The 23834-nt window shown below is 39.2% G+C and carries 24 protein-coding genes, 1 pseudogene and 1 other annotated feature; all 25 genes and pseudogenes read left to right on the top strand.

The window, feature by feature from the left end:
- Positions 1 to 262: 262 nt before the first annotated feature.
- The 25 genes and pseudogenes from ctsR to nusG all read left to right on the top strand — a co-directional run bounded on the left by ctsR (position 263) and on the right by nusG (position 23675).
- On the top strand, positions 263 to 727 hold the full coding sequence (gene ctsR, locus AU387_RS20250) for a transcriptional regulator CtsR (protein WP_010332747.1): 465 nt from the start codon (positions 263 to 265) through the stop codon (positions 725 to 727).
- 13 nt (positions 728 to 740) lie between these two features.
- Positions 741 to 1298: a protein-arginine kinase activator protein McsA gene (gene mcsA, locus AU387_RS20245; protein ID WP_044153451.1), complete on the top strand. Its 558-nt coding sequence runs from the start codon at positions 741 to 743 to the stop codon at positions 1296 to 1298.
- Positions 1298 to 2389 (top strand): protein-arginine kinase McsB, encoded by a 1092-nt coding sequence (gene mcsB / locus AU387_RS20240; RefSeq protein WP_059291687.1) that lies wholly within the window; start codon positions 1298 to 1300, stop codon positions 2387 to 2389. Before mcsA ends, mcsB begins: the two co-directional genes overlap by 1 nt.
- On the top strand, positions 2386 to 4824 hold the full coding sequence (gene clpC, locus AU387_RS20235) for an ATP-dependent protease ATP-binding subunit ClpC (RefSeq protein WP_059336730.1): 2439 nt from the start codon (positions 2386 to 2388) through the stop codon (positions 4822 to 4824). Before mcsB ends, clpC begins: the two co-directional genes overlap by 4 nt.
- 244 nt (positions 4825 to 5068) lie before the next feature.
- Positions 5069 to 5305: a mersacidin/lichenicidin family type 2 lantibiotic gene (locus AU387_RS20230; RefSeq protein WP_059336728.1), complete on the top strand. Its 237-nt coding sequence runs from the start codon at positions 5069 to 5071 to the stop codon at positions 5303 to 5305.
- A 54-nt stretch (positions 5306 to 5359) separates the two neighbouring features.
- Positions 5360 to 5536, top strand: coding sequence for a hypothetical protein (locus AU387_RS21685; protein ID WP_157722701.1), 177 nt, complete (start codon positions 5360 to 5362; stop codon positions 5534 to 5536).
- A 41-nt stretch (positions 5537 to 5577) separates the two neighbouring features.
- On the top strand, positions 5578 to 8400 hold the full coding sequence (locus AU387_RS20225) for a type 2 lanthipeptide synthetase LanM family protein (protein ID WP_157722700.1): 2823 nt from the start codon (positions 5578 to 5580) through the stop codon (positions 8398 to 8400).
- 331 nt (positions 8401 to 8731) lie between these two features.
- Positions 8732 to 9586 carry an ABC transporter ATP-binding protein gene (locus tag AU387_RS21435; protein ID WP_269767604.1) on the top strand — a complete coding sequence of 285 codons (855 nt, stop codon included), beginning with the start codon at positions 8732 to 8734 and terminating at the stop codon, positions 9584 to 9586.
- Complete coding sequence (locus AU387_RS21430; protein WP_059336723.1) at positions 9540 to 10166, top strand: ABC transporter ATP-binding protein; 627 nt, start codon at positions 9540 to 9542, stop codon at positions 10164 to 10166. The genes AU387_RS21435 and AU387_RS21430 overlap by 47 nt, the downstream gene beginning before the upstream one ends.
- Before the next feature lie 5 nt (positions 10167 to 10171).
- Positions 10172 to 11215, top strand: coding sequence for a S8 family peptidase (locus tag AU387_RS20210; protein ID WP_232460822.1), 1044 nt, complete (start codon positions 10172 to 10174; stop codon positions 11213 to 11215).
- 112 nt (positions 11216 to 11327) lie between these two features.
- Positions 11328 to 12704, top strand: a complete 1377-nt coding sequence (radA, locus tag AU387_RS20205) for a DNA repair protein RadA (protein ID WP_044153447.1) — start codon at positions 11328 to 11330, stop codon at positions 12702 to 12704.
- 3 nt (positions 12705 to 12707) lie between these two features.
- Positions 12708 to 13790 carry a DNA integrity scanning diadenylate cyclase DisA gene (gene disA / locus AU387_RS20200; RefSeq protein ID WP_003242042.1) on the top strand — a complete coding sequence of 361 codons (1083 nt, stop codon included), beginning with the start codon at positions 12708 to 12710 and terminating at the stop codon, positions 13788 to 13790.
- 119 nt (positions 13791 to 13909) lie between these two features.
- Positions 13910 to 15010, top strand: a complete 1101-nt coding sequence (locus AU387_RS20195) for a PIN/TRAM domain-containing protein (RefSeq protein WP_044153446.1) — start codon at positions 13910 to 13912, stop codon at positions 15008 to 15010.
- 14 nt (positions 15011 to 15024) lie between these two features.
- Positions 15025 to 15723 carry a 2-C-methyl-D-erythritol 4-phosphate cytidylyltransferase gene (gene ispD / locus AU387_RS20190; protein WP_059336719.1) on the top strand — a complete coding sequence of 233 codons (699 nt, stop codon included), beginning with the start codon at positions 15025 to 15027 and terminating at the stop codon, positions 15721 to 15723.
- Positions 15716 to 16192: a 2-C-methyl-D-erythritol 2,4-cyclodiphosphate synthase gene (ispF, locus tag AU387_RS20185; protein WP_059291690.1), complete on the top strand. Its 477-nt coding sequence runs from the start codon at positions 15716 to 15718 to the stop codon at positions 16190 to 16192. Before ispD ends, ispF begins: the two co-directional genes overlap by 8 nt.
- Before the next feature lie 88 nt (positions 16193 to 16280).
- The gene (gltX, locus tag AU387_RS20180; protein WP_059336718.1) at positions 16281 to 17732 is read left to right on the top strand and encodes a glutamate--tRNA ligase; all 1452 of its coding nucleotides are present in this window, start codon (positions 16281 to 16283) and stop codon (positions 17730 to 17732) included.
- A 2-nt stretch (positions 17733 to 17734) separates the two neighbouring features.
- Positions 17735 to 17965 (top strand) — a binding site (T-box leader).
- Between the two features lie 80 nt (positions 17966 to 18045).
- Positions 18046 to 18699, top strand: a complete 654-nt coding sequence (cysE, locus tag AU387_RS20175) for a serine O-acetyltransferase (protein ID WP_059336716.1) — start codon at positions 18046 to 18048, stop codon at positions 18697 to 18699.
- Entirely contained in the window at positions 18696 to 20096 is a 1401-nt protein-coding gene (gene cysS / locus AU387_RS20170; RefSeq protein WP_059336715.1) for a cysteine--tRNA ligase, read from the top strand. Before cysE ends, cysS begins: the two co-directional genes overlap by 4 nt.
- Before the next feature lie 3 nt (positions 20097 to 20099).
- Positions 20100 to 20532: pseudogene (locus AU387_RS20165) on the top strand (mini-ribonuclease 3).
- Positions 20516 to 21265, top strand: a complete 750-nt coding sequence (rlmB, locus tag AU387_RS20160) for a 23S rRNA (guanosine(2251)-2'-O)-methyltransferase RlmB (protein WP_059336713.1) — start codon at positions 20516 to 20518, stop codon at positions 21263 to 21265. The pseudogene AU387_RS20165 and the gene rlmB overlap by 17 nt, the downstream one beginning before the upstream one ends.
- Before the next feature lie 6 nt (positions 21266 to 21271).
- Complete coding sequence (gene rae1, locus AU387_RS20155; protein WP_044153431.1) at positions 21272 to 21784, top strand: ribosome-dependent mRNA decay endonuclease Rae1/YacP; 513 nt, start codon at positions 21272 to 21274, stop codon at positions 21782 to 21784.
- A 62-nt stretch (positions 21785 to 21846) separates the two neighbouring features.
- Complete coding sequence (gene sigH, locus AU387_RS20150; RefSeq protein ID WP_003225758.1) at positions 21847 to 22503, top strand: RNA polymerase sporulation sigma factor SigH; 657 nt, start codon at positions 21847 to 21849, stop codon at positions 22501 to 22503.
- Positions 22504 to 22595: 92 nt separating this feature from the next.
- Entirely contained in the window at positions 22596 to 22745 is a 150-nt protein-coding gene (rpmG, locus tag AU387_RS20900; protein WP_044153430.1) for a 50S ribosomal protein L33, read from the top strand.
- Between the two features lie 33 nt (positions 22746 to 22778).
- Positions 22779 to 22958 (top strand): preprotein translocase subunit SecE, encoded by a 180-nt coding sequence (gene secE / locus AU387_RS20145; protein ID WP_010327716.1) that lies wholly within the window; start codon positions 22779 to 22781, stop codon positions 22956 to 22958.
- A 183-nt stretch (positions 22959 to 23141) separates the two neighbouring features.
- Positions 23142 to 23675 carry a transcription termination/antitermination protein NusG gene (gene nusG / locus AU387_RS20140; protein ID WP_010332761.1) on the top strand — a complete coding sequence of 178 codons (534 nt, stop codon included), beginning with the start codon at positions 23142 to 23144 and terminating at the stop codon, positions 23673 to 23675.
- Positions 23676 to 23834 lie beyond the last annotated feature (159 nt).

The raw sequence follows: 23834 nt of genomic DNA, 5'->3' as shown, positions 1-23834 counted from the left end.
AGTAGGACGCCGCCAAGCAATTAACGAAAAGGCAGCTCATATGAGCTGCCTTTTTTTGCGTTCTGCTTATTGGTATCATAAAATTTCATTTAGTTATATAATATAATAACTTCACAGAGAAATTTTAAGTGAATAATCAGGTTTTATGGATTTAGAAAATGGAAATACTTAAGATAGAGCGAGAAAGTTGAAAATTCTCGAAAAACACCTTATAGTAAGATTAAAGTCAAATATAGTCAAAGTCAATAAAGGAGGGGGTTGAGTGGGACATAATATTTCTGACATCATTGAACAGTACTTGAAACAAGTGTTAGATCAAAATGGCAAGGAAATTTTAGAAATTAAACGTAGTGAAATTGCAGATAAATTTCAATGTGTTCCTTCCCAAATAAATTATGTCATCAACACAAGATTTACAAGCGAGAGAGGATATATTGTTGAGAGCAAACGCGGGGGCGGCGGTTATATCAGAATCATTAAAATTAAAATGAATAATGAAGTTGTCCTAATCAATAATATTATTTCTCAAATTAATACCCATTTGTCTCAAGCAGCCTCTGATGACATTATTTTAAGGCTATTAGAAGACAAGGTGATTTCTGAAAGAGAAGCAAAAATGATGGTCAGCGTGATGGATCGCTCAGTACTGTACATTGATTTGCCTGAACGTGATGAATTAAGAGCGAGAATGATGAAAGCTATGCTGACCGCTTTAAAATTAAAATAAGCGGGTGAAAAGATTGATTTGTCAAGAGTGCAATGAGAGACCAGCCACTTTTCACTTTACAAAGGTTGTTAACGGAGAGAAAAAAGAGGTTCACATCTGCGAACAATGTGCAAAAGAACATAGCGATTCATATGGTATAAGTGCAAGTCATGGTTTCTCTATTCATAATTTACTATCAGGCTTACTGAACATGGATTCTTCATTTCAGAATGCTGGAACACAAATGTTCAGCCATTCCGAGCAAATATCTGCTTGTCCGAAGTGCGGAATGACATTTCAGCAATTTAGAAAAACCGGCAGATTTGGCTGTGCCGAATGTTATAAAACATTTCATAGCAACATTACACCGATCTTACGCAAAGTTCACAGCGGAAACACTGTACATGGCGGGAAAATACCGAAACGTATAGGCGGCAATCTGCATGTCAGACGACAGATCGATATGTTGAAAAAAGAATTAGAAGCTTTAATACTACAAGAAGAATTTGAAAATGCAGCCCATGTGAGAGATCAAATTCGTTCATTAGAACAGTCACTCAAAAGTACAGATAGTGAGGAGGAACAGGGGTAATGTCGCTAAAGCATTTTATTCAGGACGCATTAAGCAGTTGGATGAAGCAGAAAGGCCCTGAAAGTGACATTGTACTCAGCAGCCGCATACGTTTAGCTAGGAACTTTGAAAATATTCGGTTCCCTACGCGATATTCCAATGAAGAAGCCTCATCCATCTTACAACAGTTTGAAGAACAGTTTTCAGAACAAGAAATTCCCGGTGTCGGCAAATTCCTTTTGATCAGAATGAACGACGCACAGCCTTTAGAAAAACGGGTGCTTGTTGAAAAGCATCTCATCAGCCCTAATTTGACAGAGTCTCCTTTTGGCGGCTGTTTGCTTTCTGAAAATGAGGAAGTAAGCGTCATGTTGAATGAGGAGGACCACATTAGAATTCAGTGTCTTTTCCCAGGTTTTCAGCTTCCGCAAGCAATGAAAGCCGCAAACCAAGTTGATGACTGGATTGAGGAAAAAGTTGATTATGCATTTAGTGAGCAAAGAGGTTACTTAACCAGCTGTCCTACAAATGTAGGTACGGGCTTAAGGGCTTCAGTCATGATGCATCTTCCGGCACTGGTTTTAACTAGGCAAATAAATCGAATTATACCGGCTATTAATCAATTAGGCTTAGTTGTTAGAGGAATTTATGGGGAAGGCAGCGAAGCAGTAGGAAATATCTTTCAAATTTCAAATCAAATCACGCTTGGAAAGTCGGAGCAGGATATTGTCGATGATCTTAACAGCGTAGCTGCCCAACTGATTGAACAGGAACGATCTGCTCGAGAAGCGCTTTACCAAACCTCTAAGATTGAGCTTGAGGATCGTGTGTATCGATCCTATGGAGTCTTGTCCAATTGCCGGATGATAGAATCGAAAGAAACTGCAAAGTGTCTTTCAGATGTTCGGCTAGGTATAGACTTAGGCATTATAAAAGGACTTTCAAGCAATATACTTAATGAACTGATGATTTTAACACAGCCGGGATTTTTACAGCAGTACTCGGGAGGCGCTTTGCGTCCGAACGAAAGAGATATACGAAGAGCGGCTCTTATCAGAGAACGGCTTCACTTAGAAATGAATGGGAATAGACAGGAGGATGAATCGATATGATGTTTGGAAGATTTACAGAACGAGCTCAAAAGGTACTGGCGCTTGCACAGGAAGAAGCACTCCGTTTGGGTCATACAAATATTGGGACAGAACATATATTATTGGGATTAGTTCGTGAAGGTGAAGGGATTGCATTTAAAGCTTTAGAGGCCCTTGGTCTTAATTCAGATAAAGTACAAAAAGAAGTAGAAAGTTTGATTGGTCGAGGACAGGAAAGTACCACCTCTGTTCCTCACTATACACCTAGAGCTAAAAAAGTAATAGAACTATCAATGGATGAAGCTAGAAAACTAGGTCATTCTTATGTAGGAACAGAACACATACTTCTCGGACTAATTCGTGAAGGTGAAGGAGTTGCTGCAAGAGTTTTGAATAATCTTGGTGTCAGTCTTAATAAGGCAAGACAACAAGTACTGCAACTTCTCGGAAGCAATGAAACCGGGACATCTGGAGCCGGAACAAATAGCAATGCAAATACACCGACGCTTGATAGTCTGGCAAGAGATTTAACCGCTATTGCCAAGGAAGATAGCCTTGATCCAGTTATTGGAAGAAGCAAGGAAATTCAACGTGTTATTGAAGTATTAAGCCGTAGAACGAAGAATAACCCAGTTCTAATTGGAGAACCAGGTGTAGGTAAAACAGCAATTGCAGAAGGCCTTGCTCAGCAGATCATTAACAATGAAGTTCCGGAAATATTGCGTAATAAACGTGTTATGACATTAGACATGGGAACAGTTGTTGCCGGTACGAAATATCGCGGTGAATTTGAGGACCGCTTGAAAAAAGTTATGGATGAAATCCGTCAGGCAGGAAACATCATTCTATTCATTGATGAGCTCCATACACTAATCGGAGCGGGCGGAGCAGAAGGTGCCATTGATGCATCCAATATTTTGAAACCTTCACTTGCTCGCGGAGAACTTCAGTGCATCGGTGCGACAACTCTTGATGAGTACCGTAAATATATTGAAAAAGATGCAGCTCTGGAACGCCGTTTTCAGCCAATCCAGGTTGATCAGCCGTCTGTAGACGAAAGCATTCAAATCCTAAAAGGCTTGCGTGACCGATATGAAGCCCACCACCGCGTTTCTATCACTGACGAAGCCATTGAGGCTGCGGTTAAGCTTTCTGACAGATATATCTCTGACCGTTTCCTTCCGGATAAAGCTATTGACTTGATCGATGAAGCGGGTTCAAAGGTCAGACTGCGTTCCTTTACAACGCCTCCTAATTTAAAAGAGCTGGAACAGAAACTTGATGAAGTTCGTAAAGAGAAGGATGCTGCGGTGCAAAGCCAAGAATTTGAAAAAGCGGCTTCCTTGCGTGATACGGAACAGCGTTTGCGTGAACAAGTGGAAGATACGAAAAAATCATGGAAAGAGAAGCAGGGACAGGAAAACTCAGAGGTTTCTGTGGATGATATTGCGATGGTTGTATCCAGCTGGACTGGGGTGCCTGTATCAAAAATCGCTCAAACTGAAACTGATAAGCTTCTTAATATGGAAAGCATTCTTCATTCCCGTGTCATCGGCCAAGATGAAGCTGTTGTAGCTGTTGCTAAAGCGGTCAGACGTGCAAGAGCAGGGCTAAAAGATCCTAAACGCCCAATCGGCTCATTCATATTCTTAGGCCCTACAGGTGTAGGTAAAACGGAGCTTGCACGGGCACTTGCTGAGTCTATCTTCGGTGATGAAGAAGCCATGATTAGAATTGATATGTCTGAATACATGGAAAAACACTCGACTTCTAGACTTGTAGGTTCACCTCCAGGGTATGTGGGATACGATGAAGGCGGCCAATTAACAGAGAAGGTAAGAAGAAAACCATACTCTGTCGTGCTTCTTGATGAGATTGAGAAAGCGCACCCTGACGTCTTCAATATCCTCCTTCAAGTTCTTGAGGACGGACGATTGACTGATTCTAAAGGCCGTACAGTTGATTTCCGCAACACGATTCTGATCATGACGTCAAACGTCGGAGCAAGTGAGCTGAAACGCAACAAATATGTCGGCTTCAACGTTCAGGATGAGACGCAAAATCATAAAGACATGAAGGATAAAGTGATGGGTGAGCTGAAACGTGCGTTCAGACCGGAATTCATCAACCGTATTGATGAAATTATCGTCTTCCATTCACTCGAGAAAAAACATCTGGCTGAAATCGTGTCATTGATGTCTGATCAATTAACGAAACGTCTTAAAGAACAGGACCTTTCTATTGAATTGACGGAAGCTGCGAAAGCAAAAGTCGCGGAAGAGGGCGTAGACCTTGAATACGGTGCCCGCCCGCTCAGAAGAGCCATTCAAAAACATGTGGAGGACCGATTATCTGAAGAGCTGCTCAGAGGTAACATTCATAAAGGACACCATATCGTTCTTGATGTAGAAGATGGCGAATTTGTCGTAAAAACGACTGCTAAAACGAATATTTAATATGAAAGAGACGTGCACATTTAAATTGCACGTCTCTTTTTAAGTGATTCGGTCATAAGGGAGCTTTTTGTTATTATAAATAAAATTTGACCATGAAATTTCAAACAAAACAAGTAAGCATTAAGTAGGGACCTATAGGCTATGTAAACATAGTGAAAAAGAAATGGGAATTTTGTGATAATTGTTGCAGTTCACATGGAAATATATTATAATTTTTTGTATCAAATTACAAGGAGGTAAAAATATGTCAGAAAAACAGATTGAAAGAACCATTAGAGCATGGAAAGATCCTGAGTTCAGAAAAACCTTGTCCGATGTAGCAGATCATCCATCTGGGTCTATTGAAGCTAACCAATTTTCAACGCTTGGCAGTGAAGATAATGTTAATCCAATGACAACACCAGTTAGTCCTGCACCAAGTGTAATCATTCGAGTAAGCTTGAAAGTCTGTCCTACATTTAAAATAAAATGTAAAGTTTAAAACTTACTTAAAAAGAGGACTCTTTGAGTCCTCTTTTTTGAGAGGAGTGTTCATATGACCAATTTAGTTGTTGACTTTAAAAAAGGTTCATATATAAATGAAAGAGTTCCTAACAACAATGTTAAAATCACACATGATCAATATGATAAATGGTTATTAACCTCAGGTTTAAAAAAGAAGTCTTTGATGAGAAAGTTAAGAAGTATTATAAAAGTTACAACGATTTTATGAAGTTAATTTCCACCAAGGATAATTTTAAGATTAGAGAGAGTGTGTGGATTGAAGAATTAGAGGAAATATTTAGGGGTGCTTCTGAATACACCAACAGAATCCATTCACATGAGCAATCAGTTTTTCTGTACTTTATTTATCCATTTTTAGATTGGGCATCGCGTAGAATAGACTTTGAGTTCAAAGATATATTTAACTATAACTATATTAACACGTCTGAAGTGCGTGATTCTTTCCTAAATGCAATACAAGAAAACTTAAATTCACTGGTTTCAAGAACCCTTATACTTGATCTGAATATTGAAAGATTAAAAGGAAACTTAACTGGGGAAACCCCAAATGAAAGATATTACTCTTACTCAAAAAGATTTATAGAAAATCCAAAAGAAATCATAAAGTTGTTAAAAGAATATCCGGTTCTATCAAGATTAATTGTAAGTTCTATTAAAAAAAATATAAGTAATTTTAAAGAGACAATATCACGTTTTATTTTTGATAGACATGAACTTATAGAGAACAACCTCATTTTAGATGATTTGCTTGTTTCTATAGAAAAGGGCTTAGGTGATGATCATAAAAATGGCAGAAGTATAATGTGTTTAAATTTTGAAAACGGTCAAAAACTCATCTATAAACCAAGATCTTTACATATGGATAAGAAATTTGAAGAACTTATCGAATGGATTAATCGTCAAAATTTCCATCCTAAATTAAAATATGTTAAGTCAATTGATAAAAAGAGCTATGGATGGCAGAAATTTATAAAACATATACCATGTAATAATAGAAAAGATATTGAGTTATTTTATGAACGTCAAGGTGTATATACTGCTTTACTATATATGCTTAATGCCACTGATTTTCATTTAGAGAACATGATTGCTCATTCTGCTTACCCCATTTTAGTGGATCTTGAATCGCTTTTTCAGAATAAAATTGAACATAAAGACTATAATATCGTAGATAAATTGGCGTGGGATAAAATTAACAATTCAGTGATTTTAACTGGGATGTTGCCTGTTAGTAATTATACGGGTGTGGATTTTGATTTAAGCGGAATTGGAGGAAGCGGTAATCAAGACTTGCCATATGAGTCATTCGATTTTCAAAATGTTGGCACAGATAATATGAAACTTGTTAAAACAAGACAAGAGTATGAAGGATCTCAAAATCAACCAATTATCGATGGTTACACAGTCCAACCCAGTAAATATATAGACTCAATTATAAAAGGCTTTACTTCCTTATACAATTTATTTAAAGATAACAAAAAAGAACTTCTAAGTGAAGATGGCCCTATTACAGCCTTTAAAGATGCAAATTTCAGGTTCATTTTTCGGAATACAGCAACTTATGCTGAATTCTTAGAATGGAGTCTGCACCCTGATTACTTAATGAATGGTTTAGATAGAAATCTGTTATTTGAAAATATATGGAATAAAAATAATCCTCAGAACTTAGATGTTATCTTCGGAGAATATAAAGATTTATTAAATCACGATATACCGTATTTTTATTCAGAAGTTAATTCAAAAGATTTAATGACGTCAAAAGGAGAAAGAATAACAAGTTTTTTTGAAAAAGATTCTTTAACAATAGTGAAAGAAAGAATAAAGCAACTTAGTGAAAAGGATTATAAAGAACAAGTAGATTTTATAAAACAATGTTTTTTAAATTTAAATGAAGTTCAATCTAAATTGAACTACAGTAAACATTTTAAACAAAATGACGGCAGAGATCTTCCAGCTATAATAGGTGATTTCATTCTGAGTAAATCTATTCTGGATGAAGATAAAAAACTTGTTACATTTATTTCAAGAAAACAGATAGATGGTGAAAAATTTATTTTAGCACCAGTAGACGAAAGTATGTATGAGGGTTTATTAGGAGTCGGTTTATTTTTCTTATATTTGAATAAAAAGTATAATATAGCTGAATACGAAAATATGGCACTTAGATGTCTAGAAAGCGCTAAAGCGAAAATTTTGGAAAATGAAAATATTTCAGCGTATTATGGATTATCTTCATACCTATATGTTTTAAACCATTACATTTCAGTTTTTCCTGAAAAAACGGAATTTATAGAAGATGTAAAGATGATTCTAAAAAAGATAGATTCTCTAAAACATAATGTGAATCATGATCTTGATTTTATAGGTGGTTATGCAGGTGCTATTATTGTGCTGTTGAATATTTACAATACACTGCATATAGAGAAAGCACTAAGTATAGCCAAATTTTTCGGTGATTGTATTATCGAATATATTAAAAGTAATATAGAAAAAGATAAGTTTGAATTTTTAACAGGAATTTCTCATGGAGCTTCTGGTATTGCTTTAGCTCTACAAAAACTTAATAATGTTACTGGAGAGACAAGCTATGAAACCTATATCAGTATGTTATTAGTTTATGAAGATTCCTATTACTCAAAAGAAAAGAAGAATTGGAGAGATTTAAGGTATAATAACGAGGTTTATCCTAATTATTGGTGCCACGGAGCACCTGGGATTCTATTAGCAAGAAATAAAATGGGTAGAGATTTTAATGGTATAGAACAAAAATTGTTAATTGAAAAGCTTTTAACTGAAAAAAATAATGACATAACTCTATGTCATGGAAATTTAGGAGTTCAATTAATAATTTTAGAACTAGCCAAAAAACAAAACAATAATAAGCTAATTCGTTTAGTATCTGACAATATAAAAGAAATAAAAAACTCTCTAAGCTTCAGCAATATAAAACAAAATTTTGAGCTCGACCTTGGATTAATGACTGGAATTGCAGGTGTAGGGTATGCTCTACTTTACGAAAATAATTTTTCAAGCGTACCTAATATTCTCACCCTAGAGCAACCCATAGTATAAAAAGCCTTCTATATTAGAGGGCTTACAAATTTAAATTTGTTGGTGATATTGTGAAACAAGTTTACAAATTGTTAAGTGTTATAAAACTGCCAAAATATATATTGTTGATATGTTTACTATTAAGTTTGCTAGAGACAGCATTTAGTTTATCAGTACCACTTATTACAAGGCATTTGGTGGATAGCTTATCAAACGGCCTTGATTATTTTACGGTTGTTCTTTTATCTCTGGTGTTACTACTTCAAGCATTTCTTTCAGGTATTTTATTATACCTCTTAAATTGCATTGGACAAAATGTAGTGAAATCTATTAGAGTTATGGGCATCAAAAAATATTCACTTTTAGTATGAACTATTTTGAAAAAAACAAATCAGGAGATATTATTAGCAGAATAACTAATGATACTTTAATTATCAAAGATTTTTTTGGAAGCGATTTAATATCTTTTGTGTCTAGTGTTATAGCGGTTACTGGTTCTGTAGTAATATTGATGGTTTTAGATTGGAAATTAACTTTAGTTTTAATTGTATCAATACCGTTAATAACCTTATTTTTATTGCCAATGGGCGGAAAAGTTCTTTCAATATCACAAAGACAGCAACACTATGTTGGATTTTTAACAACTTTTTTGAATCGAGTGTTAGATAACATTAAATTAATAAAGATCTCCAATACAGAAAGCATTGAAGAGAAAAAAGGGATTGAGAACGCAACAAACATTTATAGAGAGTCCCTAAAAGAAGCGAAAATTTTTTCTATATTAACGCCTCTGATTAGTTTAGTTTTAATGTTGATTATTGTCAGCATAATTATGTATGGGGGTTTTAGAGTTTCTTCGCACACTTTAACGAGCGGAGATTTGATGGCGTTTATAATGTATTTGATTCAAATAATAATCCCTCTGAGTTCTATTGGTGAGTTTTTTGTTACTTATAAAAAGTCATTAGGAGCGATTAATAGAGTTAATGGTTTAATTTTTAATAGAGAAGTAGAAGATACAGAAGGTGTTAAAATCAGTAAAGAAAACACCAAAATTTCCTTTAAAAACGTTAATTTTAGCTATAATGAGGAGAAAGAAGTTTTAAAAGATATATCTTTTACTTTGGTACCAGGTACTGTTACAGCTTTAGTCGGCCCTAGTGGGGGGGAAAACAACAATATTTGCGCTGTTAGAACGTTTATATGAGCCTAATAAAGGTAAAATATTTTTTGATAATAAGTTAATTTCCGAATATAAATTGCAGGAGTGGAGAAAACATATTGGTTATGTAACTCAGGAGAGTCCAATAATTGATGGAACTATACTAGACAATATATTATATGGAACAAAAGGAGATTTTACTAAGGAACAAATAGATAGTGTTCTGGAAAAAACGTATTTAAAAAGAGAAATTGAAGATTTCTCTAAGGGAATACACACTGAGGTTGGAGAAAAGGGTATGAGGTTGTCTGCTGGCCAAAGACAAAGAATTGCAATAGCCCGAGTAATTCTTAGAGATCCCAAATTATTATTGTTAGATGAAGCAACTTCAAATCTAGATAGTCACTCAGAGGAAGTAGTTAAAAAAACGTTAGATAACTTAATGAGGGAGAAAACAAGTTTGGTTATCGCGCATAGATTGTCTACTATATTATCTGCAGACAATATCATTATTTTAGAAGATGGTCGTATCTCTGGCTCTGGTACCCATAAAGATCTTTATGAAATGCATCCTTTATATAGAAGGTTAGTAGATCTACAGTTTGACCTATCGGAGGTTAAGTAGACTTGATGGAAACTATAGAGTTAATCCAAAATGCTGATTTATATAAAAAGTGGGGTTGGTCTGTAGATTTAATAACAGGAAGCGGGAAAACCTTCCGTTCTGAACAAGGGAGTCAAGATGTTAAAATAGCAATTATAGATAGCGGCATTGATGTGAACCATCCAGATTTAAAAGATAATATTATTTTGGAGCAAGCAATATCTTTTGTAGACGATTCAATTAATGACAAGATTGGTCATGGAACTCAAATTGCCGGAATCATCGCAGCTAAAGGCCGATTATTAGGAATTGGTCCTAATTTAAAACTTATCCCTTATAAAGTTATGAGGGATAATACTTCAAGTGCAAGTTTTGTGTTACAAGCTCTCTATAAAGCATATGATGAAAAAGTGGATATAATAAACTTAAGTTTAGGAGCTTATAATGCTCTAAAAAACCAGAAAGACCTAATTGAAATAAGGGAATACAATAAAATTGTTGAAAAACTTTTGGATAGGAATACGTTTATAGTATCTTCTATTGGAAATGATCAGCGGAAAATTTGCAGATATAATCAGGAATTTGCGAATGACGATTTGTATATTTTACCTACTTCTCTAGATGGGGTTATAGGGGTAGCTTCAGTAAAGAAAAATATGTCTTTGGCTGATTACTCAAATTACGGAGATTGTATTACTATCTGTGGTTATGGCGGGGAGTTAGGGGACTCTTGGAATAAAAACCGTTTTTTTGATATAAGGCAGATGGTTTTAACAACTCTTCCGTTAGGTAAAGAACCTTCTATTATCGGAAAGGCCTTAGATTTACCAAGAGGATATGACCTAACTTATGGTACGAGTATAGCGACTGCTCAAGTTACAGCCACAATAGGATTAATTTTGTCGAAATTTAAAAGGAATAAAAAAAGTTACGAATATGAAGATGTATTAGAGGTCCTTCTAAAAGGAGCTGTTTCAAATTGTCATAAGTTTAAAGAGGTAAATGAATCGGAAGCTCGAATAGTAAATGCATACAACAGTTTAATGTTTATGGATGACTATCAATACTAATTCATTAATACATGTGATTCTCTGTCGTAAAATTAATACTCAGTACGAACTTTTTAAAGACATACATATATTATGGTATGTCTTAATTTTATAGTAAGAGGAAGATTTTAATATGGCTAAAACAAAATCCAAATTCATCTGCCAATCCTGCGGCTACGAGTCTCCAAAATGGATGGGGAAATGTCCGGGCTGCGGTGCTTGGAATACAATGGTGGAAGAAATGATTAAAAAAGCGCCGGCCAATCGGAGAGCGGCTTTTTCTCATTCTGTTCAAACCGTACAGAAACCTTCACCGATTACATCAATCGAAACATCAGAAGAACCCCGGGTAAAAACCCAGCTTGGCGAGTTTAACAGAGTGCTCGGCGGCGGTGTGGTGAAGGGCTCACTTGTTTTAATTGGCGGGGACCCCGGCATCGGAAAATCGACCTTATTGCTGCAAGTATCCGCTCAGTTATCTGGTTCAACACGTCATGTTCTGTACATTTCAGGAGAAGAATCGGTAAAACAAACGAAATTAAGAGCAGACCGTCTGGGCATAAATAATCCCTCACTGCATGTTTTATCCGAAACCGATATGGAGTATATTTCGTCTGCTATAGAAGAGATGAATCCAGCGTTTGTGGTTGTTGACTCTATTCAAACGGTCTATCAAAGCGATATCACCTCGGCTCCCGGCAGTGTGTCACAGGTAAGAGAATGTACAGCCGAGCTGATGAAAATTGCAAAGACAAAAGGTATTCCGATATTTATTGTAGGTCACGTAACGAAAGAAGGATCCATAGCGGGGCCGAGACTGCTGGAGCATATGGTTGACACTGTTTTATACTTTGAAGGAGAACGTCACCATACTTTCCGAATCTTACGGGCTGTAAAAAACCGCTTTGGTTCTACAAACGAAATGGGTATTTTTGAAATGCGGGAAGAAGGGCTCACTGAGGTACTGAATCCTTCAGAGATCTTCTTAGAAGAGCGTTCGGCGGGATCTGCGGGGTCGAGCATAACGGCTTCTATGGAAGGTACAAGGCCGATTCTTGTTGAAATTCAGGCGCTCATCTCGCCAACAAGCTTTGGCAATCCGCGGCGCATGGCAACAGGGATAGATCATAACAGGGTGTCACTGTTAATGGCTGTGTTAGAAAAAAGAGTAGGTCTGCTGCTGCAAAACCAGGATGCATATTTGAAGGTAGCGGGCGGCGTCAAACTTGATGAACCTGCGATTGATCTTGCTATAGCGGTCAGTATCGCATCAAGCTTTAGAGACACACCTCCAAATCCTGCAGATTGCTTTATAGGAGAAGTGGGATTAACCGGAGAAGTCCGTCGGGTATCAAGGATTGAACAGCGTGTAAAAGAAGCGGCAAAGCTTGGTTTTAAACGCATGATCATACCTGCGGCAAATCTGGATGGATGGACGAAACCAAAAGGGATTGAGGTCATCGGAGTAGCAAATGTTGCAGAGGCACTTCGTACTTCATTAGGAGGATAATAGATGGAAAAAGAGAAAAAAGGGGCGAAACATGAGTTAGACCTGTCTTCTATTTTGCAGTTTGTTGCTCCTGGAACACCGCTCAGAGCGGGGATAGAAAATGTACTGAGAGCAAATACAGGCGGTCTGATTGTTGTTGGATATAATGATAAAGTAAAAGAAGTGGTGGATGGCGGTTTCCACATTAACACTGCTTTTTCTCCGGCGCATTTATATGAACTGGCTAAAATGGATGGTGCGATTATTTTAAGTGATTCTGGTCAAAAGATCCTATATGCCAATACACAATTGATGCCAGAAGCCACAATTTCTTCGTCAGAAACAGGAATGCGGCACCGCACCGCCGAAAGAGTAGCTAAGCAAACCGGCTGTCTCGTTATCGCAATTTCTGAGAGAAGAAATGTCATAACGTTATATCAGGAAAGTATGAAGTATACACTAAAAGACATAGGGTTTATTTTAACAAAAGCGAATCAAGCCATTCAAACTCTAGAAAAATATAAAACAATTCTGGACAAAACGATTAATGCACTAAACGCATTGGAGTTTGAGGAACTCGTTACATTCAGCGATGTTCTGTCTGTGATGCACCGTTATGAAATGGTGCTGCGAATCAAAAATGAAATCAACATGTATATCAGGGAACTGGGAACAGAAGGTCATTTGATTAAGCTGCAGGTCATCGAACTGATTACTGATATGGAAGAAGAGGCTGCTTTATTTATTAAGGATTATGTGAAAGAAAAAATTAAAGATCCATTTGTCCTTTTAAAAGAGCTGCAGGATATGTCCAGCTATGATTTGCTTGACGATTCCATTGTTTATAAGCTGCTTGGTTATCCGGCTTCTACAAATCTTGATGACTATGTTCTGCCTAGAGGATACAGGCTGCTAAATAAGATTCCGCGCCTTCCGATGCCGATTGTGGAGAATGTGGTGGAGGCATTTGGCGTTCTGCCGAGAATTATTGAGGCCAGTGCAGAAGAATTAGATGAAGTAGAGGGTATCGGTGAAGTACGAGCCCAAAAAATCAAAAAGGGCTTAAAACGCCTTCAAGAGAAGCATTATTTAGACAGGCAGCTATGATTTTCGGTTAAAACCATATCTTTACGGGTATATTATTGTTGGTTTTTGTTTATTCTGATATTCGTAGGTTGCTTAAAATCTTGTGAAATACAACAATTTTCTTTAAAGGAGGTGGGGGTATGTTAAAACGAATAGTTCAGGCGTTCTTCATTATCTTCGGCGGCGTTGTTGGTATATTTTTAATACCTGAATTGTTTGTACTGTTAAGTTTACAGGACATACCTTTAATAACAAACGCATATACGTCTGCGGCAATAGGTGCAATTATCTTTTTTCTCATCAGTATATGGGGTACAGATTACGTTGTGAACTGGGTGAAGTGGATAGAGGATTCATTATTAAAAGCGCCGGTTCCAGATTTGTTATTTGGAAGTCTTGGCTTAGTATTTGGACTTATAATTGCTTATCTTATCGTAAACGTTATTCCTTTAGACAATATACCTTACCGCATACTCAGCACAATCATCCCTGTGTTTTTAGCTTTCTTTCTCGGTTATCTTGGCTTTCAGGTGGGCTTTAAGAAAAAGGATGAATTGATCAGCCTATTCTCCATTTCCGCCAGAATGCAAAAGAAAAAAGGAACTGCCGATGAAGAGAACGAGGTCCAAGACAAAAAGCTGAAAATCCTGGACACAAGTGTTATTATTGATGGGAGAATTGCGGATATTTGCCAGACTGGTTTTTTAGAGGGAATTATCGTGATTCCGCAGTTTGTCCTTGAGGAATTGCAGCATATCGCTGACTCCTCAGATGTGTTAAAACGCAACAGAGGGCGCCGCGGTCTTGATATCCTGAACCGCATTCAAAAAGAATTAGATATTAAAGTTGAAATTTATGAAGGTGACTTTGAAGATATTCAGGAGGTTGACAGCAAGCTGGTCAAACTCGCTAAACTGACATCCGGAGTCGTTGTGACGAATGATTTTAATTTAAATAAAGTGTGCGAGCTTCAGAAGGTAGCAGTGTTAAACATTAATGACCTTGCCAACGCGGTCAAGCCTGTTGTGCTTCCGGGTGAGGAAATGAATGTTCAGGTCATTAAAGACGGCAAAGAGCATAATCAGGGAGTCGCTTACTTGGATGACGGCACTATGATTGTCGTTGAAGAAGGACGGAATTATATCGGCAAACACATTGATGTTCTCGTCACAAGCGTGCTGCAGACAGCAGCGGGACGAATGATTTTTGCCAAGCCTAAGCTGTTGGAGAAGGCGCTGTAAAGGGAGAAAGAACAATGAATTATGATGTGGTAATTCTTGCGGCCGGACAGGGGAAACGGATGAAAGCAGGGAGAAATAAACTGTTTATCGAGCTGAAAGGAGACCCGGTTATCATTCACACTTTACGGGTGTTTGACAGCCATCGTCCGTGCGGCAGAATCATTTTGGTGATTAACGAGCGCGAACGGGACGACTTTCAGCAATTGCTGAATCAATATCCGTTTCAAACCGCTATCGAGCTTGTAGCAGGCGGAGATGAACGCCAGCACAGTGTTTATAAAGGGCTCAAAGCCGTTAAACAAGAAAAGATTGTCCTCGTTCACGACGGCGCTCGCCCTTTTATAAAGCATGACCAGATTGACGAACTGATTGCTGAAGCGGAGCAGATCGGAGCGGCCATCCTGGCTGTTCCGGTAAAAGATACGATTAAACGCGTTCAAGATTTAGAAGTCAGTGAGACGATTGAACGTTCAAGCTTGTGGGCTGTCCAAACGCCACAAGCTTTTCGTCTTTCTTTATTGATGGAGGCTCACGCTGAGGCAGAGCGCAGAGGGTTTTTAGGAACGGATGACGCCAGTCTCGTCGAACAGCTTGAGGGCCGTTCGGTTCGTGTTGTAGAAGGTAACTATACAAATATTAAGCTGACGACTCCTGATGATTTAACGTCAGCTGAAGCTATCATGGAAGCAGAAAGTGGGAATAATCATGTTTAGAATCGGACAAGGTTTTGATGTGCACCAATTAGTAGAGGGCCGGCCTCTCATTATCGGCGGAGTAGAAATCCCGTATGAAAAAGGATTGCTCGGACATTCTGACGCGGATGTATTATTGCACACTGTTGCTGACGCATGCCTCGGAGCTGTCGGGGAGGGCGACATCGGCAAGCATTTCCCTGATACAGATCCGGAGTTCAAGGATGCTGATTCGTTTAAATTACTTCAGCATGTCTGGGGGATTGTGAAACAGAAAGGGTATGTACTTGGAAATATTGACTGTACGATCATTGCACAGAAGCCGAAGATGGCGCCGTACATAGAAGGCATGAGAAAAAGAATCGCCGAAGGGCTTGAGGCAGAGGTTTCCCAAGTGAATGTTAAAGCGACCACAACCGAAAAGCTTGGATTTACAGGAAGGGCGGAAGGAATAGCCGCTCAAGCCACAGTGCTGATACAAAAAGGCTAACTTGTTTTGATGCCCGGTCTATTTGGTGGTAGAATAGATGCATACATTTAGCCTGAGGCCATACATGAGATGAAAGGAAGTATATGAAATGGGAAACGAAGTACGCGTCCGTTATGCACCGAGTCCAACAGGACATTTGCATATTGGAAATGCCAGAACGGCGCTTTTTAATTATTTATTTGCCCGCAACCAAGGCGGCAAGTTTATTATCCGTGTTGAGGACACTGATAAAAAACGCAACATTGAGGGCGGAGAACAAAGCCAGCTCAACTATTTAAAATGGCTTGGCATCGACTGGGATGAGAGTGTGGATGTCGGCGGAGAGTACGGCCCATACCGTCAATCAGAGCGTAACGATATCTATAAGGTTTACTATGAAGAGCTGCTTGAAAAAGGGCTTGCTTATAAATGTTTCTGTACGGAAGAAGAACTTGAAAAAGAACGTGAAGAGCAGATTGCCCGCGGAGAGATGCCGCGTTATTCCGGAAAGCACAGAGATCTGACTCAGGAAGAACAGGAAAAATTCCTTGCAGAGGGCAGAAAACCGAGTATTCGTTTCCGTGTCCCTGAAGGAAAAATCATTGCGTTTAATGATATTGTAAAAGGTGAAATTTCTTTCGAATCTGATGGCATCGGCGACTTTGTTATTGTGAAAAAAGACGGAACGCCGACTTATAACTTTGCAGTAGCTGTGGATGACTATCTAATGAAAATGACGCACGTGCTGCGCGGTGAGGACCATATTTCGAATACACCAAAACAGATCATGATCTTTCAAGCGTTCGGCTGGGATATTCCTCAGTTCGGCCACATGACGCTGATTGTAAATGAAAGCCGTAAAAAGCTCAGCAAACGTGATGAATCCATTATTCAATTCATTGAGCAATATAAGGAGCTTGGCTACTTGCCGGAGGCGCTGTTCAACTTTATCGGCCTGCTGGGCTGGTCGCCGGTGGGAGAAGAAGAGCTTTTCACAAAAGAAGAGTTTATTGACATTTTTGATGTGAATCGTTTATCTAAATCACCAGCTTTGTTTGATATGCATAAGCTGAAATGGGTCAACAACCAATATGTGAAAAAATTGGATCTTGATCAGGTTGTTGAGCTTACGCTTCCGCATCTTCAAAAAGCCGGCAAAGTTGGCAATGAACTATCTCCTGAAGAACAAGAATGGGTTCGTAAACTGATTTCTCTATATCATGAGCAATTGAGCTACGGTGCGGAAATTGTTGAGCTGACTGATTTGTTCTTTACGGATGAGATCGAGTATAATCAAGAAGCAAAAGCTGTTTTAGAAGAAGAACAGGTGCCTGAAGTGCTCAGCACATTCGTTGCGAAGCTTGAAGAGCTGGAGGAGTTCACTCCGGACCAGATCAAAGCTTCTATCAAAGCAGTGCAGAAAGAAACAGGTCATAAAGGGAAAAAACTGTTTATGCCGATCCGTGTTGCTGTAACAGGCCAAACTCACGGTCCTGAGCTTCCGCAATCAATTGAACTGATCGGAAAAGAATCTGCAATTCAGCGATTGAAAAATATCTAAATAGATGATTGTTGACAGGGAAGAGTATAAAGCTTTAGACCAATACAGAAAGGATCTTCATTGGCTGAGAGAGATCCAGGAGTCGGGTTTTAGAAGTGCGCCCTTAAGACCTTTGAAGAACGTTTTTTGAAATCAGTATTCAAAGGCGGCCGCCGCCGTTACAGGCTGAAGTTGGGAGAGCAGGAGTCTGCTTTTCAAACAGAGTGGAACCGCGCGGTCAAAGCGTCTCTGTCATGTTTACATGCAGAGGCGCTTTTTTTATTGGGCCTAGAGGAAATAGATAGATGATAGCGGGTAGAATGGGGGGAAGCATGTGTTTTTTAAAATGCTCAAAGAAGACATTGATACGGTGTTCGATCAAGATCCTGCAGCACGAAGTTATTTTGAAGTGATTTTAACTTATTCCGGTTTACATGCTATATGGGCGCATCGGATTGCACATGCTTTATATAAACGAAAATTTTATTTCCTTGCACGCCTTATATCTCAGGTGAGCCGATTTTTTACAGGAATTGAAATCCATCCAGGGGCTACGATCGGAAGAAGATTTTTCATAGACCATGGGATGGGGGTTGTCATTGGGGAGACATGTGAAATCGGCAATAACGTAACCGTTTTTCAGGGGGTTACCCTCGGAGGAACGGGGAAAGAAAGGGGCAAAAGGCATCCGACAATTAAAGATGACGCATTGATAGCGACAGGTGCTAAAGTGCTCGGTTCAATAACTGTCGGTGAAGGCTCTAAAATAGGGGCTGGTTCAGTTGTGCTGCACGATGTTCCGGACTACTCTACAGTTGTCGGCATCCCGGGAAGGGTTGTTGTGCAAAACGGCAAGAAAATCAAACGGGATTTAAACCATCAGGATTTACCCGATCCGGTTGCTGACCGGTTTAAGTCTTTGGAACAGCAGATTTTAGAGCTGAAGACGGAACTTGAAGACAGAAAAGAAAGGATTAATCAAAAATGACAATCACTCTTTATAATACATTGACTAGACAGAAGGAAACGTTTGTTCCTCTTGAAGAGGGAAAAGTGAAAATGTACGTGTGCGGACCGACGGTTTACAATTATATTCATATTGGAAATGCCCGTCCGGCCATCGTTTATGACACGGTTCGAAACTATTTGGAGTATAAAGGCTACGATGTCCAATATGTCTCTAACTTCACAGATGTAGATGATAAATTAATTAAAGCGGCAAATGAACTTGGTGAAGATGTTCCGACCATTTCTGAGCGTTTTATTAAGGCATACTTTGAAGATGTGGGCGCTCTTGGCTGCAGAAAAGCGGACCTTCATCCGCGCGTCATGGAAAACATGGACGCGATTATTGATTTCATAGATCAGCTGGTAAAAAAGGGCTATGCTTATGAATCTGAAGGTGACGTTTATTTCAAAACAAGAGCATTTGAGGGATACGGAAAGCTCTCGCAGCAATCGATTGATGAATTGAGATCTGGCGCGCGCATCCGAGTTGGCGAGAAAAAAGAAGATGCTCTTGATTTCGCTCTGTGGAAAGCGGCTAAAGAAGGAGAAATCTCTTGGGATAGCCCTTGGGGGAAAGGACGTCCGGGCTGGCACATCGAATGCTCTGCGATGGTGAAAAAGTACTTAGGTGATCAAATTGATATCCATGCAGGCGGCCAGGATTTAACATTCCCTCACCATGAAAATGAAATTGCTCAATCAGAAGCGCTGACTGGCAAAACATTTGCGAAATACTGGCTTCATAACGGCTATATCAATATCGATAATGAAAAAATGTCAAAATCACTCGGCAACTTTGTGCTTGTGCATGACATTATTAAACAGCATGATCCGCAGCTGCTCAGATTCTTTATGCTGTCTGTTCACTATCGTCACCCAATTAACTATTCAGAAGAGCTTCTGGAGAACACAAAGAGCGCGTTTAACCGGTTGAAAACAGCGTACAGCAACCTTCAGCACCGTTTAAACAGCAGCACGAATTTAACAGAAGATGATGATAAATGGCTTGCAAAGATTGAAGAACATCGAACAGCATTTGAAGAAGCAATGGATGATGATTTTAATACAGCGAATGCCATTTCTGTTTTATTCGATTTGGCGAAGAATGCGAACTATTATCTTCAGGAAGATCATACGGCAGATCACGTTATTACAGCGTTTATTGACATGTTTGACCGAATGGTTTCTGTCCTCGGTTTCTCACTGGGTGAGCAGGAGCTTCTGGATCAAGAGATTGAAGATTTGATTGAAAAAAGAAATGAAGCGCGCCGCAATCGTGATTTTGCTCTGTCTGATCAGATCCGCGACCAGCTGAAAAGCATGAATATCATTCTTGAAGATACGGCTCAAGGCACTCGCTGGAAACGAGGAGAATAACGGATGCTTGATTTTGAAACGATAAAAGATTCAAAGCAGCTTAACGGCCTTGCGCTTGCTTATATAGGTGATGCCATTTTTGAAGTTTATGTGAGGCATCACCTGCTTAAGCAGGGATTTACCAAACCAAATGATCTTCACAAGAAATCAAGCCGGATCGTATCGGCAAAGTCACAGGCTGAGATCCTTTTCTTTCTGCGGAATCAATCATTTTTCACGGAAGAAGAGGAAGCGGTGCTGAAAAGAGGCAGAAATGCCAAGTCGGGAACGATACCTAAAAATACAGATGTGCAGACGTACCGCTACAGTACAGCATTTGAAGCACTGCTGGGCTATCTTTTTCTTGAGAAAAAAGAAGAAAGACTGAATCAGCTTGTTGCTGAAGCTATACAATTCGGAACGGTCAGGGAGGAAAACAAATGAGTCAGCAACATGATTACGTCATAGGAAAAAATGCAGTGATCGAGACGTTAAAGTCAGATCGCAAGCTGTATAAGCTGTGGATGGCGGAAAACACCGTAAAGGGACAAGCACAGCAGGTGATTGAGCTCGCGAAAAAGCAGGGCATCACCATTCAATACGTCCCTAGAAAAAAACTCGACCAAATGGTGACGGGGCAGCACCAAGGTGTAGTGGCGCAGGTCGCAGCGTATGAGTACGCGGAACTGGACGACTTATATAAAGCGGCAGAGGAAAGAAATGAACAGCCTTTCTTTCTCATTCTGGACGAGCTTGAGGACCCTCATAATCTCGGTTCAATTATGAGAACAGCTGATGCAGTCGGCGCCCATGGCATTGTAATTCCAAAACGCAGAGCTGTCGGTCTGACAACTACAGTGGCAAAAGCTTCAACAGGCGCAATTGAGCATATTCCAGTGGCGAAGGTCACCAATTTGGCGCGAACGCTAGAGGAAATGAAAGAGCGGGGAATCTGGGTTGTCGGAACGGATGCATCCGCGCGGGAGGATTACCGCACAATGGACGGCAGCATGCCTTTGGCTCTCGTCATCGGAAGTGAAGGAAAAGGAATGGGACGCCTGATTAAAGAAAAATGTGATTTTCTTATTAAACTCCCGATGGCAGGTAAAGTTACTTCACTCAATGCATCTGTAGCGGCGGGGCTTTTGATGTATGAAGTCTATCGGAAGCGAAACCCTCTGGGAGAATAATGATCAATGGATATCCTGTTAGTAGACGGATACAACATGATTGGAGCCTGGCCGCAGCTGAAGGATTTAAAAGCGAACAGTTTTGAAGAGGCGAGAGACGTACTGATTCAGAAAATGGCGGAATATCAATCGTATACAGGAAACAGGGTTATTGTCGTATTTGACGCGCATCTTGTGAAGGGAATTGAGAAAAAACAGACTAACCACAGAGTTGAAGTGATTTTCACAAAAGAAAATGAGACTGCGGATGAGCGGATAGAAAAGCTGGCACAGGATCTGAATAACATTGCGACCCAAATTCATGTTGCGACCTCTGACTACACTGAGCAGTGGGCGATTTTCGGACAGGGGGCATTGCGAAAATCGGCCCGGGAGCTCTTGAGAGAGGTAGAAGCGATAGAAAGGCGAATCGAAAGGCGGGTAAGAAAGATCACTTCTGAAAAGCCAGCGGGTAAAATTGCTTTATCGGAAGAGGTTTTGAAAACGTTTGAAAAATGGCGGCGGGGCGACTTAGATTAAGTTGACGCTTTTTTGTCCAGTAATGTATAATATTTCTATCTACGTGCGCCGGGGGGATCGGAGTGAATCTACAGAACAACAAGGGAAAATTCAACAAAGAGCAGTTTTGCCAGTTGGAGGACGAGCAGGTCATTGAAAAGGTTCATGTTGGGGACAGTGATGCGTTAGATTACTTGATTACGAAGTACCGAAACTTTGTTCGTGCAAAAGCAAGATCCTATTTTTTAATAGGTGCGGACAGAGAAGATATTGTTCAGGAAGGAATGATAGGCCTCTATAAGTCTATTCGTGACTTCAAAGAGGACAAGCTTACCTCTTTCAAAGCTTTCGCAGAATTATGTATTACCCGCCAAATTATTACCGCAATAAAGACAGCTACTCGCCAGAAACACATTCCTTTGAATTCCTACGTCTCATTAGATAAACCGATTTTTGATGAAGAATCAGATCGAACGCTGCTTGATGTCATTTCGGGAGCGAAAACGTTAAACCCAGAAGAAATGATTATCAATCAGGAAGAATTTGATGATATTGAAATGAAAATGGGAGAACTTTTAAGTGATTTAGAGAGAAAAGTACTTGTATTATATCTAGACGGAAGAAGCTACCAAGAGATTTCAGATGAGCTGAACCGCCATGTCAAATCGATCGATAACGCCCTTCAGCGAGTCAAACGCAAGCTGGAGAAGTACCTGGAAATTCGCGAGATCAGTTTGTAATAGGGATTTATGGTATATTGACAGTATTTTTCTTACTATGATATGTTACTTAAGATAAGAACTAATGTCTATTTAGAAAAAGGTGTAATGACATGAGAAAAAAGATTACGTTAGCATGCAAAACATGCGGAAACCGTAACTATACGACAATGAAGAGCTCTGCATCAGCGGCTGAGCGATTAGAAGTAAAGAAATACTGCAGTACTTGCAATTCACATACATCTCATCTTGAAACAAAATAGTGTTTGCGCTTTTAAATTGTGGAGGTCTTTTACATGCGTATTATGAGATTCTTTAAAGATGTTGGGAAAGAAATGAAAAAGGTAAGCTGGCCTAAAGGAAAAGAGTTAACTCGCTATACCATCACGGTTATTTCAACAGTTATCTTTTTTATTATCTTTTTTGCCCTCCTTGACACAGGAATTTCTCAATTAATTCGTTTAATAGTTGAATAATGATCAGCAATACGTGCTATAATAGATCATAATATCACTTGCCAAAACCCGTTCAGCGGGTTTTTTATTGTGGGTTAAAAATGAAAGTTATCATAGGCTTACCGCCTATTTTTTGCATGAAGCGTTATGGTAGTACACTAAAACCAAATGCGGGGAGGGAAGGACTGGACAGTCCTGAAGAGAATGGAAAAGAATTGGTATGTTGTTCACACGTACTCTGGTTATGAGAACAAAGTAAAAGCCAACTTGGAAAAACGTGTTGAATCAATGGGGATGCAGGATAAGATTTTTCGTGTAGTCGTACCTGAAGAAGAAGAGACGGATATCAAAAACGGCAAGAAAAAAGTCGTTAAAAAGAAAGTATTCCCTGGTTACGTCCTTGTTGAAATCGTAATGACGGATGATTCTTGGTATGTTGTCCGCAATACACCAGGTGTTACTGGATTCGTAGGTTCTGCCGGCTCTGGTTCAAAACCGACGGCGCTTCTTCCTGGCGAAGCAGAAACCATTCTGAAGAGAATGGGTATGGACGAACGCAAAACTGACATTGACTTTGAATTAAAAGAGACAGTGAAAGTGATAGACGGACCTTTTGCCAACTTTACGGGATCAATTGAAGAGATTGACTACGATAAAAGCAAGGTTAAAGTTTTCGTTAATATGTTCGGCCGTGAAACGCCGGTTGAGCTGGAATTTACCCAGATCGACAAATTGTAATGTGAAAAAACTTGAAATTGCTATATATAAATGATAATATAGCAAAGGTACGTCTTGGACTTATCCAAGGCAGCTAGCTTGATATTTCGTCATTCATATAAAGAATGAAACCTTGAGTGGGAGGGTTTACCCTATTACCACATCACGGACTTAAGGAGG

Origin of the sequence: Bacillus halotolerans (assembly GCF_001517105.1) — a bacterium.
Lineage (GTDB): Bacteria > Bacillota > Bacilli > Bacillales > Bacillaceae > Bacillus > Bacillus halotolerans.
Note: the sequence above shows the minus strand (reverse complement) of the source record. Positions and strands in the feature narration are given on the sequence as shown.

What these genes read in the sequence shown, in the direction of transcription:
- mcsB (WP_059291687.1), top strand. Translation starts at nt 1,298, where the DNA reads ATGTCGCTAAAGCATTTTATTCAGGACGCATTAAGCAGTTGGATGAAG.
- clpC (WP_059336730.1), top strand. Translation starts at nt 2,386, where the DNA reads ATGATGTTTGGAAGATTTACAGAACGAGCTCAAAAGGTACTGGCGCTT.
- AU387_RS20230 (WP_059336728.1), top strand. Translation starts at nt 5,069, where the DNA reads ATGTCAGAAAAACAGATTGAAAGAACCATTAGAGCATGGAAAGATCCT.
- AU387_RS21685 (WP_157722701.1), top strand. Translation starts at nt 5,360, where the DNA reads ATGACCAATTTAGTTGTTGACTTTAAAAAAGGTTCATATATAAATGAA.
- AU387_RS20210 (WP_232460822.1), top strand. Translation starts at nt 10,172, where the DNA reads ATGGAAACTATAGAGTTAATCCAAAATGCTGATTTATATAAAAAGTGG.
- radA (WP_044153447.1), top strand. Translation starts at nt 11,328, where the DNA reads ATGGCTAAAACAAAATCCAAATTCATCTGCCAATCCTGCGGCTACGAG.
- disA (WP_003242042.1), top strand. Translation starts at nt 12,708, where the DNA reads ATGGAAAAAGAGAAAAAAGGGGCGAAACATGAGTTAGACCTGTCTTCT.
- AU387_RS20195 (WP_044153446.1), top strand. Translation starts at nt 13,910, where the DNA reads ATGTTAAAACGAATAGTTCAGGCGTTCTTCATTATCTTCGGCGGCGTT.
- ispD (WP_059336719.1), top strand. Translation starts at nt 15,025, where the DNA reads ATGAATTATGATGTGGTAATTCTTGCGGCCGGACAGGGGAAACGGATG.
- ispF (WP_059291690.1), top strand. Translation starts at nt 15,716, where the DNA reads ATGTTTAGAATCGGACAAGGTTTTGATGTGCACCAATTAGTAGAGGGC.
- gltX (WP_059336718.1), top strand. Translation starts at nt 16,281, where the DNA reads ATGGGAAACGAAGTACGCGTCCGTTATGCACCGAGTCCAACAGGACAT.
- cysS (WP_059336715.1), top strand. Translation starts at nt 18,696, where the DNA reads ATGACAATCACTCTTTATAATACATTGACTAGACAGAAGGAAACGTTT.
- rlmB (WP_059336713.1), top strand. Translation starts at nt 20,516, where the DNA reads ATGAGTCAGCAACATGATTACGTCATAGGAAAAAATGCAGTGATCGAG.
- rae1 (WP_044153431.1), top strand. Translation starts at nt 21,272, where the DNA reads ATGGATATCCTGTTAGTAGACGGATACAACATGATTGGAGCCTGGCCG.
- rpmG (WP_044153430.1), top strand. Translation starts at nt 22,596, where the DNA reads ATGAGAAAAAAGATTACGTTAGCATGCAAAACATGCGGAAACCGTAAC.
- secE (WP_010327716.1), top strand. Translation starts at nt 22,779, where the DNA reads ATGCGTATTATGAGATTCTTTAAAGATGTTGGGAAAGAAATGAAAAAG.
- nusG (WP_010332761.1), top strand. Translation starts at nt 23,142, where the DNA reads ATGGAAAAGAATTGGTATGTTGTTCACACGTACTCTGGTTATGAGAAC.